Here is a 13,144-nt window from a genome sequence, read left to right on the forward strand (position 1 = left end):
AGGTAGGGCTGTGGTCAATTATTGGTACCTTTGCACACTATTGGCGTAGGTATGTGTTGCTATGCCGTAACAGAACTGACGTTCAGCATGTTTGATATCGATGATATAGAGCTCGAGGAGGACGACGACACTCCGCAGAGACCGCAAATGATGCCTATGATACTGCCTGAGTACGACGAGAGACTGGACTTCGAGGAGGACATACGCGAGCTGCCGGATGTGCTGCCGCTCCTGCCGATGCGCACAGACCAGATCTTCCCCTACGTGGCGATGCCGCTCATCGTCGGTCGGGATAAGTCGAAGCGTCTCCTCGACTATCTCTCCTCGGCGGAGAATAAGCATATCCTCGTGGCGACGCAGAAGGACCCGACCATCGAGGAGCCGACCCGCGAGGACCTGATCGACTACGGCATCATCGCTGAGGTGATGCATGTGGCCGATATGGGAGATGGGATGCTTACCGTCGTGATGCAGGGTAAGGTCCGCGTGCGGCTGGGCGACTTCGTGAGCGTCACCCCCTTTGTCAAGGCCTCCTACACCCTCAGCCCCGAGACGGAGCCGGACGAGAGCGATATGGAGTATCGCGCCCTCGCCATGACGATCAAGGAGGTGATGATCCAGCTCCTGATCTTTAAGGGCGATGTGCCCAAGCCCTTCATCGCTTCGGCCCACCGGCTGCAGGACCCTACGGTGATCATCAACTTCAGCGCCAGCAACTTCCCCGAGGAGCAGGAGCAGAAGATCCAGCTCCTCCTCACGTCGGACATGAAGCAGCGCGGCTTCCTCCTCCTCCCGATCCTCAATCAGATGGCTGAGCTGCAGACCCTGCGGCAGAAGATCCGCCTCCAGACTCGGAGCGAGATGGACAAGCAGCAGAGGGACTACTTCCTCCAGCAGCAGATGCAGCAGATCCGCAAGGAGCTCTCCGACGACGACGAGGACCAGATCACGATGATGCTCGCCAAGGGGGCTAAGAAAAAGTGGCCCCGCGAGGTGGGCGAGACCTTCCGCAAGGAGGTCTCCAAGCTGCGGCATATGAGCACCCAGAGCCCGGACTACAGTGTCCAGCTGCAGTACTGCCAGACGATCCTCGACCTGCCCTGGGATAAGGTGACGAAGGATAACTTCAATATCCAGACTGCCCAGCGCATCCTCGACAAGGACCACTTCGGCCTCGAGAAGGTCAAGGAGCGCATCCTCGAGCATCTTTCGGTGCTGAAGCTCAAGGGCAACCTCCACGCCCCGATCCTCTGCCTCTACGGCCCTCCCGGAGTGGGTAAGACCTCCCTCGGCAAGAGTATCGCCCGCGCTCTCGGGCGGAAGTATGTCCGGATCTCCCTCGGCGGCATGCACGATGAGGCGGAGATCCGCGGTCACCGCCGCACCTACATAGGGGCGATGCCGGGACGGATCATCAAGGGCTTCCTCAAGGCCGGCTCGGGCAATCCCGTCTTCGTCCTCGACGAGGTGGACAAGCTCGCCAACGACTACAAGGGCGACCCCTCCAGCGCCCTCCTCGAGGTGCTCGACCCGGAGCAGAATAATACCTTCCACGACAATTACCTCGACCTCGACTACGACCTCAGCCGGGCGCTCTTCATCGCCACGGCCAATAACGTCGGTGAGATTCCTGGCCCCCTGCGGGACCGTATGGAGATGATCGAGGTGAGCGGCTACATCCCGGAGGAGAAGGTGGAGATCGCCAAGCGACACCTGATCCCCAACTCGCTCGACCAGATCGGGCTGAGGAAGGGCGACGTGAAGTTCTCCAAGCGGACCATCGACCGGCTGATCGAGGACTATACCCTCGAGAGCGGTGTGCGTCAGCTCGACAAGCGCATCCGTGAGCTCCTCCGCAAGCTCGCCAAGCAGGCGATGGAGCATGCTGAGAGCCCTGAGGCTCAGGCACGGGAGATCCCCGAGACCCGTACTGATGCGGAGGGGAAGGAGATCCGTCTCACCAAGGAGGACCAGATGCGCGAGCGGGCGCGCACCTTCTTCCCCGTCACCGTCTCCCCCTCCGATCTCCCCGAGCTGATCGGTCCGGAGAAATACAAGCAGGAGAAGTATGAGGGCAATAGGTACGCCGGTGTCGTCACCGGTCTCGCCTGGACCAGCGTCGGCGGTGTGATCCTCCTCGTGGAGAGTGCCGCCATCCCCTCTCGCCAGGGGAGGCTCAGTATGACCGGCAACCTCGGCGAGGTGATGAAGGAGAGCGCCACCCTCGCCCTCGAGTATGTCAAGAGCCACGCCGACATGTACGGCATCGATGCGGACCTCTTCGACTACTGGGACCTCCACATCCACGTGCCGGAGGGCGCGATCCCCAAGGACGGCCCCTCCGCCGGCATCACCATCGTCACCTCGCTCATCTCCACGCTCACCCAGCGCCAGGTCAAGCCCCACATCGCCATGACGGGTGAGATCACGCTGCGCGGCAAGGTGCTCCCCGTGGGGGGTATCAAGGAGAAGATCCTCGCCGCCAAGCGCGCCGGCATCAAGACGCTGATCCTCTGTGAGGAGAATAAGAAGGACATCGACGAGATCAAGGCGGAGTACCTCGAGGACCTCACCTTCGTCTACGTCCGCGACATCAGCGAAGTGATCGATGCCGCCCTCTCCGACAAGCAGGTGGATCACCCGGTCGACCTGATGAAGCGCGTCACCGAGGCGCGTGAGCGGCAGCGCAAGATGATGGAGCTGAAGGCGCCCATCGACACTCCCTCGGAAAAGATCTGACACCACCCAATCAAGCAATCAAGACCCATGTCACTCAAGTGCGGTATCATCGGGCTGCCCAATGTCGGCAAGTCCACTCTCTTCAATTCGCTCTCCAATGCCAAGGCGCAGTCGGCCAACTTCCCCTTCTGCACCATTGAGCCCAACCTCGGCACGATCACCGTGCCGGATAAGCGGCTCAATGCCCTCGCCGAGATCGTCGACCCGGAGCGCATCGTCCCGACGACGGTGGAGATCGTAGACATCGCCGGTCTCGTGCGCGGTGCCAGCAAGGGCGAGGGACTGGGCAACCAATTCCTCGCCAACATCCGCGAGACCGATGCGATCATCCATGTGCTTCGCTGCTTTGAGGACCCCAATATCGTACACGTCGATGGAACGATAGACCCGGTGAGGGACAAGGAGGTGGTGGACACCGAGCTGCAGCTCAAGGACCTCGAGACGATCGAGGGCCGGTGGAAAAAGGCGGAGCATACCGCCTCCGGTGGCGACCCGCACGCCAAGGCGATGCTGAGCGTCCTCAAGCAGGTCAAGCCGATCCTCGAGGCGGGGAAAAATGCCCGCACCCTCGACATCGACCCCGACAGCGAGGAGGGGAAGTGCTTCCGTGAGCTCTTCCTCCTCACCGCTAAGCCGGTCCTCTACGTCTGCAACGTTACCGACGACGATGCCGTGAGTGGCAATGCCTACGTCGATGCTGTGCGTGAGGAGGTGAAGGACGAGGAGGCGCAGGTGATGGTGATGGCGGCTCAGATGGAGGCGGACATCGCTGAGCTGGACACCTACGAGGAGCGACAAGAGTTCCTCGAGGCGGCAGGGCTCTCGGATAGCGGCGTCTCGCGCCTGATCCGGACCGCCTATGCGCTGCTGGGACTGGAGACCTACTTCACGGAGGGGAAGAAGGAGGTGCGCGCCTGGACCTACCCGAGGGGGAGCAAGGCCCCGCAGGCGGCGGGCGTGATCCACTCCGACTTTGAGCGCGGATTTATCTGCGCCGAGGTGATTAAGTACGACGACTTCATCGCCCTCCGGAGTGAGCAGGCGGTCAAGGAGGCCGGCAAGCTCAATATCGAGGGAAAGGACTATGTCGTGCAGGATGGCGACATCATGAACTTCCGATTCAACGTCTGATCGCCTCTCAGCAGCCCTATGGACCGGATCGGCTACTACTTCGTCGTACCACTGCTGCTCGCCATCGTCTATCTCGGTGGCACGATCAGCGGGCGGAGCCGACACAGCCGCACCCTGTACCTCTGGGTCTGTGAGTTTTTCTTAGCCCTGACGGCGCTGTACCTCACCCCTATAGGTGTGGTGCCACTGTGGCACTCCGTCGTGGCGCTCGTCAGTGCCCTTGCGGTGATCCGGCTGCTCCGGCGGATCATTGGTCGTGACCGCCTGCTGCCTGATCGGGCGTTCATCTGGAGGCAGTACCCGATCCTCTTCCACCTCCATTCCCTCCTGCTGGTGCTGATCGCCTGTATGGGTCGGACGAACCGGCTCTCACCCATAGCCCTGCGCACGATCCTCATTGCTACGCCTATGCTCTGCGTTGTCGTGGAGCGCCTCTCCTACATCCTCCATAAGGGGCACCGCCCCGCCGACGAGACCCGGTAGACCCCCGCTCAGGCGTCACACTAAACCGGTAAAAGAATTTTCCCCCCGCAGGAGAGGGGGGAAAATCAATGCTCTATCGGACAAGACGCACGGGTCGGGTGCCAGTATGGCGCGCCGTCCGATGCGTCCGATAAGACTACGCGCGAGCCTCAGAAGAAGCGGCCCCGATGGCGGGACTTCTTGTACCGCTTCATCATCTCCGCCTGCTCCGTGTCGATCACCGTGGTGACGTGGAGAGGATGGTGTGGGTGACCCGAGGCGACCATCTGGTAGATCACCTGCCAGTCCGGGAGACCGCCGAGGTTGCGGTCGTCGATGAAGAGGTCGGCCTTGAGCTTGCGGCTGAAGTGCCTGTCCTCCTCCCGCTCCTCAGGGAAGTCCTTATTGATGGAGTAGAAGGTGATCCCTCGCTCCTCGCACCAGCGGACGGCATCGTCCAGCAAAGCCCCCTCACGTACCGACCAGAGGATCAGCCGATGACCATCGCGGATCAGCTGCCTCAGGGTCTCGACCGCACCGGGTATCTCGTCACCGATAGCGGGGTACTTGTGCTCCACTATGGTGCCATCAAAGTCTACTGCTATAATCATGGGTGCAAAGTTAAGCCTTTTCTCCTCATTTCTCTTCCCGAGGTGGTTCGTCTCGTGCAGGTGAGAGGGGGAAAGAGATTTCCTCTCGCTCCACCACTGATGGGGCAAAATGGTTACCTTTGTCATCGAAGAACCCATACACCATACCTTACACGAGGACTCCGGAGAGGCAGGCTCGGTCGCAAAGGCGAGCACCGCACCTCTCGCTCATCCTCTTGCCCCTGAGGTGCTTTTCTGTATGGGTCATGCCCGGAGAGCCTTGGCTTCCTTGGCGCCAGACCTTTTTTGCTACATAAAAAAGGTCTACCCTAACGAGATGAGACAAGACGTGATCACAAGAGAGACGATAGAGAGACCTCTGTGGGAGGATATTCAGCTACTGATAGGTCGGGACCTGCTGGAGGTGCTGGACCAGGCGGCGGCGGAGACCGGCGTGGAGATACGCTTGGTCGGTGGTGCGGTGCGCGACCTGATCATCGACCGACCGACGACGGACCTGGACTTTGTCCTCGAGGGGGACTGCGAGCGGGTGGCTGATCGCATCTCGGAGCTGCTGGGGCGAGGATCTCAGGCGACTATTTTCCGCAACTTCCGCACCGCTCAGGTGAAGTATCGGGGTCGGGAGCTCGAGTTTGTCGGTGCACGTCGGGAGAGCTATACGGAGGAGTCACGCAAGCCGGAGGTGTCGGAGGGGACCTTTGCGGAGGACGAGGCGCGGCGGGACTTCACGATCAACGTGCTCTCTGTCACCGTGACCGGTCCGGAGGCGGGGACGCTCCACGACCCCTTCGAGGGGCTGAGGGACCTCAGCATGGGGATCATCCGCACGCCCCTTGATCCGGACATCACCTTCTCCGACGACCCGCTGCGGATGATGCGGGCGGTGCGCTTTGCCACCCAGCTCCACTTCACCATTCCCCCGGATATGCTGGCAGCGATTCGGCGAAATGCCGATCGGCTGCGGATCGTCTCGGCGGACCGGATCGAGGGCGAGTTTATGAAGATCATGGCCTGCCGGAAGCCCTCCATAGGGCTTGACCTGATGTACCGCACCGGGCTGATGGACATTTACCTACCCGAGGTGTCGGCACTGCAGGGCGCCGAGACGCAGGACGGGGTGGGGCACAAGGACAATTTTTACCACACCCTCCAGGTGGTGGATAATGTGGCAGAGCGGAGCGACTCCCTCCGGCTGCGGATGGCGGCACTCTTCCACGATATAGGTAAGCCGAGGTCCAAGCAATTTGTCCGCGGCGGCTGGACCTTTCACAACCACGACTACCTGGGTCAGCGGATGCTGCCTAAGATCTTCCGTCGGGCGAAGTTTCCCACCGATGAGCGACTGAAGTATGTCCGCAAGTTGGTCTCCCTCCATATGCGCCCGGCGCAGCTGGCAGACGACGGTGTGACCGACTCGGCCGTGAGGCGGCTCCTCTTTGATGCCGGAGACGACATAGAGGACCTGATGCTACTCTGCGAGAGCGACCTGACGAGTAAGAACCCGCGTAAGGTGGAGCGGTATCTCAATAACTTCGCCATCGTCCGGGAGAAGCTCAGGGAGATCGAGGAGAAGGATCGGATCCGAAACTTTCAGCCCCCCGTGGATGGGCGGGAGATCATGGACCTCTACGAGCTGGAGCCCTGCTCCGCCGTGGGACAGATCAAGGAGGCGATCAAGAATGCGATCCTCGATGGTCTGATCCACAACGACCGCCGGGAGGCGCTCGGGTATATGGAGCAGTGGGCAAAGGACGAACTGGGGCTGACGCCCACTAAGCCCCTTCCCCTCGAGTAATGGACGGGATGATGAGGCCGAGTGATGAGGCGCTGATGCGGGAGGCTCTGCGGGAGGCGGAGCTGGCTCGGGAGGAGGGCGAGGTGCCGATAGGTGCCGTGGTGGTCTCGCTGGAGGGGGAGATCATCGGTAGGGGACACAACCAGACTGAGGGGCTGAGGGACGTGACCGCCCATGCGGAGATGATCGCCCTCACCTCAGCTCAGGGGCATCTCGGTGCTAAGCTCCTCACCGACTGCACGCTCTACGTCACGATAGAGCCCTGCGTCATGTGTGCCGGTGCCATCCGCTGGTGTCGCCCCGCACGGCTGGTCTGGGGCGCCGATGAGCCGAAGGTCGGCTTCACCACCGTCAGCCGGGAGATCCTTCACCCCAAGACCGAGGTCACCTCCGGCATCCTTGCGGACGACTGCCGGGAGCTGATGTCTCGCTTTTTCCGGGACAAGAGGTAGCGCTCCGGTCCACCACTGCGGTGCCGACGTTGATGAGCCGGCTGCTCGGGTCGTCGAAGAGCGGGGCATAGTCGTGCGATAGACGGACGAGATTGTCCCGCCAGACCAATTCCCTCACCGACAGGGCGTAGAGCAGCGGTGAGGGGAAGGTGTCAAAGGTATTCCCCTCTACCACCACCCGCCCGTGGTAGTACTTACCCGGGACCACTCTCCTAAGCACAGGGAAGATGGAGATCACCCCCTCGGTAAACTGGTACCTTGCCGTCAGAGCGTTGACGAAGCGGTTGCCCGTGATCAGCACCTCCTCGCACGGACCACTCTCGTACCACCCATTCGCATCGCCACTCAGGAGGATCGCACTGCCGTGGGTGTGGTCAAAGAGATTGTCCCGGCAGATGACCCGACGATGGGTCGAGAAGAGGGCTCCTCTAGCCCGATTGTCCCGCACGACGTTATTGGCAAAGTACACGGAGGGCATGGCGGAGTAATTCTCAAGGGCCATCTCGGCAGGCAGGTCATCGGGGAGGGGGTCGCTCAGTCGGATGACCTTGTGGTGCGGGTCCTTTGCCGAGATCGCACTGATCGTCGTCGTCAGCAGCGGGAGCAGCGTCTCTCGGTCTACGAGCCGGACCGTATCCCCGACGGAGCCCCAGGTGAGACCAAATGCCTGCGGGTGCGCAAAGGTGGCAAGCACGCTTCTGTCCGGGAGCAGGCTGTCCACCCGCAGGTAGACGCCGTGGACGTTGATCGCATCGTCTGCCATACCCTCATAGAGTCCGTTGACGGATCGTATGTGACCGCGACAGTTGGAGAAGTGGGTGGCATCGGCCTGGAGGGTGAAGTACCGCTCGCTCCCCTCCCGCCGCTTGACGGCAAAGTGATCCAGTGAGATGTCTCGCGTGTCCTGTGCCACCAGCCCCATCCCGTCGGCAAAGTGGACCGTCACGCCCTCCAGCCCGATCCGCTCCGAGTCGATCACCGTGATCGCCGGCGTGGGTCGTGCCCCGCTCCTCAGGGCATACCGGTCCCCCACCTCAAGGTGAGGTGCCTCCGCCCAGCCCTTGATCTCCACCCGGTGCTCATCCAGCTGCCGGATGGAGTGGGGGTCAAAGGCGACATCCGCCCGACCCGCCTTCATATGCCCATCGGACGAGAAAGGAAGCGCATAGCTCACCCGACTCTCCCGCCCCTCCCCGAGTAGCAGCAAGATCTTGCCATTATCCTCGATGCGAAACCGCGTCTCCTCCGGCAGTCTTGCCACCACCTCGTCGCCCTCCACGGCGAGGATCTCCAGCTGGGTGAGCGTCGGTGCCGGGTAGTCCAGCGTCAGCCCCGAGAGCGTCAGGTCGCCACACCCCTTGATCACCACCGGGAGCAGCTGCCCATGGAGGAGGAAGGTGACCCCCTTTGCCTCGATGCGGGTATGGTGCAGATTGTACAGGAATAGCGCCACCGCTCTCTCCGCGACGTGGTCGTGATTGGAGATAAAAAGGGTCTCTCGGGGGAGCGATTGCTCCCGGATCGTGTAGACGCCCGGAGCGAAGTGGATGACGAGACTGTCGCCCCTGGCGGAAACCTCTCTCGCCTGCTGCAGTAGCGCTGCGAAGCCTCTCCCGCTATCCTGACCGCTCACGGGACGCATCCCACAGTCAGCCGCCTCGAGGGTCGTGATGCTTGCTTCCTGCGCTGTGAGGCTCAGCCCCACCACGATACTGAGCACCCACGTGGCTACTATGGTGCCAATCTTTCTTTTCTTCATACTTCTCAATTACCCCATCGGCAAAAGTAGCCAAAAAGCGAACAACCGACAGCCCTCTCAGCGATCTGCGAGAGGGGGTTCTCTCGACCCTTGTGGGTCGCATCGGATGCACATAGCTCCGTCTGCGACCCGCAAGGGGGTTGCCCTATGCGGATATGAGCGATGTTGTGGTCTGCGGGACAGACCGGACGGTTCGGATGCCCCCCCGACATAAATCCTTGTTTTAATGGAATATGGTCTGCGAGTAGGGGTCTTAGGATAGAGATGGACCGTGGCTTTAGAGGTCTTAATCCTTGTTTTAATGGAATATGGTCTGCGAGCGCCACTCGAGGTGACGGAGGGGGCAAGGTGGAGTTGTCTTAATCCTTGTTTTAATGGAATATGGTCTGCGAGAAGCTTAAAGCAAAAGTAGAAATCCTAAAGCCAAATGTCTTAATCCTTGTTTTAATGGAATATGGTCTGCGAGCAAATTTGCTCGTCCAGAATGGGATTACGACATGGAGCCTTAATCCTTGTTTTAATGGAATATGGTCTGCGAGGGCATCCTCTGGGAGCTCTTATGCTCCTATTTCTGGAGTCTTAATCCTTGTTTTAATGGAATATGGTCTGCGAGCTCCTCCATTCCATTGGAGGAGATGCTTTCTATTCTTTCCGTCTTAATCCTTGTTTTAATGGAATATGGTCTGCGAGTTGTTCATATCATATCTACAATTATCTCTCAGCTGGGTCTTAATCCTTGTTTTAATGGAATATGGTCTGCGAGGTTCCCGTTGTGGATGACAATGGTCTTCCGCTTGTCTTAATCCTTGTTTTAATGGAATATGGTCTGCGAGACATAAACAAATCGCTTCGTACTGTTGAGAACTGTGTCTTAATCCTTGTTTTAATGGAATATGGTCTGCGAGTCAGTCTCAGGAACATGAGACTGTAGAAACTCGTGTGTCTTAATCCTTGTTTTAATGGAATATGGTCTGCGAGGGTCAAATCTGTGAAGATCTGTATGTGAGCCCTTTACGACCGAAAAAACCGCAGAACCCTAAAATTTTGAGGGAAAACATGTACCTCTGAGTGCAAATATACAAAGGTTTTTTGAATTGATTGTACAACGCGCCATCTCCACCTTACAATTTTTGGGTTTTTGGTCATTTTCACCCTCGCCGATAACCCGTTTAATTGGCTTCTGTATTGCTCAAGTGCGTCATCCTCAGCGATATGCCACCGCCTGTCGATCCCGCAGGGGCGAAGCCCCGTTGGGATCATCGTTTTTTAGCCTGCGTGTCGAGGCACGAAGTGCCGAAGACCGCGGGAGACGACGATGCTTTTAAGGTAAACGACCCCGCCAGGGTGTCGCACTTACCAGTAAGGCAATCAGTGCGACACCCTGGCGGGGTCGTGGGATCGCTTGTAATGGCTGATCCACGGGTCTTCGGGGCTGCGCCCCTCGACCTGTGGCTACGAAGCGGGCACCCCTGCCGGGGTGCTTCTCCTCACGATGAGACGAAGGGCTTCTGTGCCACTCAGGTGCGTGTCCTTGCCCTATGCCTCAATCTCTTCTGCGGGTGGAGGATCCCGATAGGGATCCCCGCTTGATAGCCACAGGTCGAGCCGCGATAGCGGCGATGACCTGTGGACAGTTCAACGTCTTGACCTCAACCCCTTGCGGGTCGCACCGGATGCACATAGCTCCCTCTGCGATCCACAAGGGTGCTTCCCCAGCCCCTCAGACACCTGTGGTACCCTCTCTGAGTGGGGCAATTCTTTTACCGATATTAGTGATCTCTAATATCGGTATTAGTGATCACTAATATCGGTATTAGTTTTGTCTGAGAGCGACCGGTCAAGTAAGGTCCCTCTTGGGTGGGGAGCCTCTCAAGATCGGTGAGCTGTCCCGTGAGGTGGGAGCAAAAAAGAAGGGCTGTGACGCAGATGCGCCACAGCCCTTGAGTCGTATGTATAGTGTATGAACTACTTACTTGATGCCGCGAGCGGGGAGGAGAGCGGAGGCATCAGGGTGCTCCATGCCGGTGAAGGCGGTGAAGGCCTGATTCAGATCCACGGTGCGACCCTTGGAGAGGATCTTGTCGCGGAAGTCCTGTGCGACAGCCTGATTGAGCCATCCCTCACGCTCAAAGCGCTGAGCGATATTGACTGCCAGCACCTCCGTCCAGAGGTAGCTGTAGTAGCCGGAGGCGTAACCACCGCCCCAGACGTGGCTGAAGTAGGTCTGGAAGTAGCGGGGTACGATGGACTGCCAGGCGAGGCCCAGCTCCTGACGGCGGTTGAGATCCCACTGGGCGGCGGCAGCAGCGTCTGCCGGTACCTGATCAGGGGTCAGCATGTGCCACTGAATGTCCATCGTGGAGGCGATCAGATTCTCTCCGAGGGAGTAGGCAGCGAGATACTGGACAGACTGGAGCATCTTCTCCTTCAGCTCCTTCGGCATCGGCTCACCGGTCTCGTAGTGACGAGCGTAGTGGTCGAAGATCTCAGGAACGGTGGCGAAGTTCTCATTGAACTGGCTCGGCATCTCGACGAAGTCGCGCGGGGTATTGGTCCCGGAGATGCTGCGGTACTTGTTATTGGAGAGGAAGCCGTGGAGGGAGTGGCCAAACTCATGGAACATGGTGGTCACGTTGTCCCAAGAGATGAGGTTGGGCTGACCCTCGGGAGCCTTCGGGTAATTGCAGCAGTTGTAGATCACCGGCTTGGTGCCGTCAAAGGTGCTCTGGGTGACAAACTCGTCCATCCAGGCGCCCGGAGCCTTGGTGTCGCGGTGGAAGTAGTCGCAGTAGAAGATCCCGAGGTCGCTGCCGTCCTTATCCTTTACCGTAAATACGTGGACATCATCGGCGTAGACGGGGAGGTCAAAGCGCTCCTCGAAGGTGAGACCATACGCGCGCTCAGCAGCGTAGAAGACGCCATTGCGGAGGACGGAGTCGATCTCGAAGTAGGGCAGTACGTCTGCATCGCTGAAGTGGAAGCGGTCCTCCTTCATCTTGGCAGAGTAGTAGGCGACGTCCCAGGGCTGGAGGGTAAAGTCGCTGCCCTCGGTCTTGCGGGCAAAGTCCTGGATCGATGCCATCTCAGCCTCAGCCTTGGGGACAAAGGACTCCTTGAGCTGGGTGAGGAAGTCGTTGGCAGCCTGCTCGGTGCCGGCCATCTGGTAATTGAGCGAGTAGCTGGCGTAGTCGGGGAAGCCGAGGAGCTGAGCCTGGCGTGCGCGGAGCTTGGCGATCTCGGTGATCAGTGGCCAAGTGTTGGCTCCACTGACACCCTCGCCGTCGGCGCGGTGGATGGAGGCGTTGTAGACCTTCTCCCTCATGGCGCGGTTATTCAGCGATGCCATGATCGGCTGCTGGGTGGTGTTGGTCAGCACGAGGGCGTAGGTGGCCTTCTTGCCACGCTGCTCTGCATCAGAGCGAGCCTGTGCGAGCTGAGACTCGTTCAGTCCGTCCAGCTCTGCCTCATCGTCCGTCCAGACGGTCTGAGCGGCGAGGGCGTCGACAATGACGCGGCCAAACTCCGTCGTCAGCTCGGAGAGACGAGAGCTGATCTCCTTATACTCCTCGCGACTCTCCTCGGGGAGGGCAGCACCGTTTTTCTCAAAGCCCTTGTAGGTGTACTCCAGCAGGGCGCGATCCTCGCCCTGGAGCTGATCGAGCTGCGTGTCGTAGATCGTCTTGATGCGGGCGAAGAGCTTCTGATTGAGGTTGAGCTCATTGTCCCAGTCGGTGAGCATCTTGGATGCCTCGGTCTCGATCTTGCGCCGAGCATCGGTGCCGTCAGCGGAGACGAGCTTGAAGAAGACGCTGCTGACACGGTCCAGCATGGCGCCACTCTTCTCGAGGGAGATGATCGTATTCTCAAAGGTGGGCGCCTCCTTATTGTCGGTGATCGCCTTGATCTCCTCACGCTGGAGGCGGATCCCCTCCTTGAATGCGGGGATGAAGTCCTCATCCTTGATGTTGGCGAAGTCAGGTGCCTGGAAGGGTAGCGTGCTCGCCTCGAGGAAGGGGTTGTCTGTCAGAGGCTTCTCCTTCTTGGAGTCGCATCCGGTAATGCCTATCAGGCTCATACATGCAATGCCTGCTAAGAGGGTTACAATTTTTTTCATACGGATTCGTATTGATAAGGTGTTGAAGTCCATCTATGGAGTGAGTGTGTCGGTGACACAACTAGGGACAAATGTAGCTAT

Annotated in this window: 9 protein-coding genes and 1 CRISPR repeat array; of the genes, 6 read left to right on the plus strand and 3 right to left on the minus strand. The window is 59.4% G+C overall.

All coding sequences use genetic code 11. The features are described from left to right. Window positions 1–87: 87 nt before the first annotated feature. Genes lon through QZR17_RS06110 form a run of 3 tightly spaced genes read left to right on the plus strand, consistent with a single transcriptional unit; the run spans window position 88 to window position 4,353 of the window. A complete protein-coding gene (gene lon / locus QZR17_RS06100; RefSeq protein WP_297128971.1) occupies window positions 88–2,739 on the plus strand; it encodes an endopeptidase La in 2,652 nt (883 codons plus the stop codon). 27 nt (window positions 2,740–2,766) lie between these two features. Beyond that, window positions 2,767–3,870 carry a redox-regulated ATPase YchF gene (gene ychF, locus QZR17_RS06105; protein WP_297128974.1) on the plus strand — a complete coding sequence of 368 codons (1,104 nt, stop codon included), beginning with the start codon at window positions 2,767–2,769 and terminating at the stop codon, window positions 3,868–3,870. A gap of 18 nt (window positions 3,871–3,888) precedes the next feature. Beyond that, window positions 3,889–4,353, plus strand: coding sequence for a hypothetical protein (locus QZR17_RS06110; RefSeq protein ID WP_297128977.1), 465 nt, complete (start codon window positions 3,889–3,891; stop codon window positions 4,351–4,353). A 149-nt stretch (window positions 4,354–4,502) separates the two neighbouring features. Here QZR17_RS06110 and QZR17_RS06115 read toward each other — a convergent pair whose 3' ends face one another. Further along, the gene (locus tag QZR17_RS06115) at window positions 4,503–4,943 is read right to left on the minus strand and encodes a BT0820 family HAD-type phosphatase (protein ID WP_296159712.1); all 441 of its coding nucleotides are present in this window, start codon (window positions 4,941–4,943) and stop codon (window positions 4,503–4,505) included. 316 nt (window positions 4,944–5,259) lie between these two features. Between QZR17_RS06115 and QZR17_RS06120 the strand changes: the two genes are divergently transcribed. After that, window positions 5,260–6,738, plus strand: coding sequence for an HD domain-containing protein (locus QZR17_RS06120; protein ID WP_297128980.1), 1,479 nt, complete (start codon window positions 5,260–5,262; stop codon window positions 6,736–6,738). 8 nt (window positions 6,739–6,746) lie between these two features. After that, window positions 6,747–7,190, plus strand: a complete 444-nt coding sequence (locus QZR17_RS06125) for a nucleoside deaminase (RefSeq protein WP_297128982.1) — start codon at window positions 6,747–6,749, stop codon at window positions 7,188–7,190. Here the strand turns inward: QZR17_RS06125 and QZR17_RS06130 are convergent. Beyond that, the gene (locus tag QZR17_RS06130) at window positions 7,123–8,949 is read right to left on the minus strand and encodes an alpha-1,3-galactosidase B (RefSeq protein ID WP_297128985.1); all 1,827 of its coding nucleotides are present in this window, start codon (window positions 8,947–8,949) and stop codon (window positions 7,123–7,125) included. The genes QZR17_RS06125 and QZR17_RS06130 overlap by 68 nt on opposite strands. Window positions 8,950–9,157: 208 nt before the next feature. Beyond that, window positions 9,158–9,927: a CRISPR direct-repeat array (repeat unit 37 nt; unit sequence GTCTTAATCCTTGTTTTAATGGAATATGGTCTGCGAG). Between the two features lie 429 nt (window positions 9,928–10,356). Here QZR17_RS06130 and QZR17_RS06135 point away from each other — a divergent pair. Then, window positions 10,357–10,539 carry a hypothetical protein gene (locus tag QZR17_RS06135; RefSeq protein WP_297128988.1) on the plus strand — a complete coding sequence of 61 codons (183 nt, stop codon included), beginning with the start codon at window positions 10,357–10,359 and terminating at the stop codon, window positions 10,537–10,539. 379 nt (window positions 10,540–10,918) lie between these two features. Here QZR17_RS06135 and QZR17_RS06140 read toward each other — a convergent pair whose 3' ends face one another. Beyond that, the gene (locus tag QZR17_RS06140) at window positions 10,919–13,063 is read right to left on the minus strand and encodes a M3 family metallopeptidase (RefSeq protein ID WP_297128990.1); all 2,145 of its coding nucleotides are present in this window, start codon (window positions 13,061–13,063) and stop codon (window positions 10,919–10,921) included. Window positions 13,064–13,144 lie beyond the last annotated feature (81 nt).

Origin of the sequence: uncultured Porphyromonas sp. (genome assembly GCF_900541275.1) — a bacterium.
Lineage (GTDB): Bacteria > Bacteroidota > Bacteroidia > Bacteroidales > Porphyromonadaceae > Porphyromonas_A.

Bases quoted from the DNA above. Each gene is read 5' to 3' on its own strand.
- lon (WP_297128971.1), top strand. From the start codon at position 88: ATGTTTGATATCGATGATATAGAGCTCGAGGAGGACGACGACACTCCG.
- ychF (WP_297128974.1), top strand. From the start codon at position 2,767: ATGTCACTCAAGTGCGGTATCATCGGGCTGCCCAATGTCGGCAAGTCC.
- QZR17_RS06110 (WP_297128977.1), top strand. From the start codon at position 3,889: ATGGACCGGATCGGCTACTACTTCGTCGTACCACTGCTGCTCGCCATC.
- QZR17_RS06115 (WP_296159712.1), bottom strand. From the start codon at position 4,943: ATGATTATAGCAGTAGACTTTGATGGCACCATAGTGGAGCACAAGTAC.
- QZR17_RS06120 (WP_297128980.1), top strand. From the start codon at position 5,260: ATGAGACAAGACGTGATCACAAGAGAGACGATAGAGAGACCTCTGTGG.
- QZR17_RS06125 (WP_297128982.1), top strand. From the start codon at position 6,747: ATGATGAGGCCGAGTGATGAGGCGCTGATGCGGGAGGCTCTGCGGGAG.
- QZR17_RS06130 (WP_297128985.1), bottom strand. From the start codon at position 8,949: ATGAAGAAAAGAAAGATTGGCACCATAGTAGCCACGTGGGTGCTCAGT.
- QZR17_RS06135 (WP_297128988.1), top strand. From the start codon at position 10,357: ATGGCTGATCCACGGGTCTTCGGGGCTGCGCCCCTCGACCTGTGGCTA.
- QZR17_RS06140 (WP_297128990.1), bottom strand. From the start codon at position 13,063: ATGAAAAAAATTGTAACCCTCTTAGCAGGCATTGCATGTATGAGCCTG.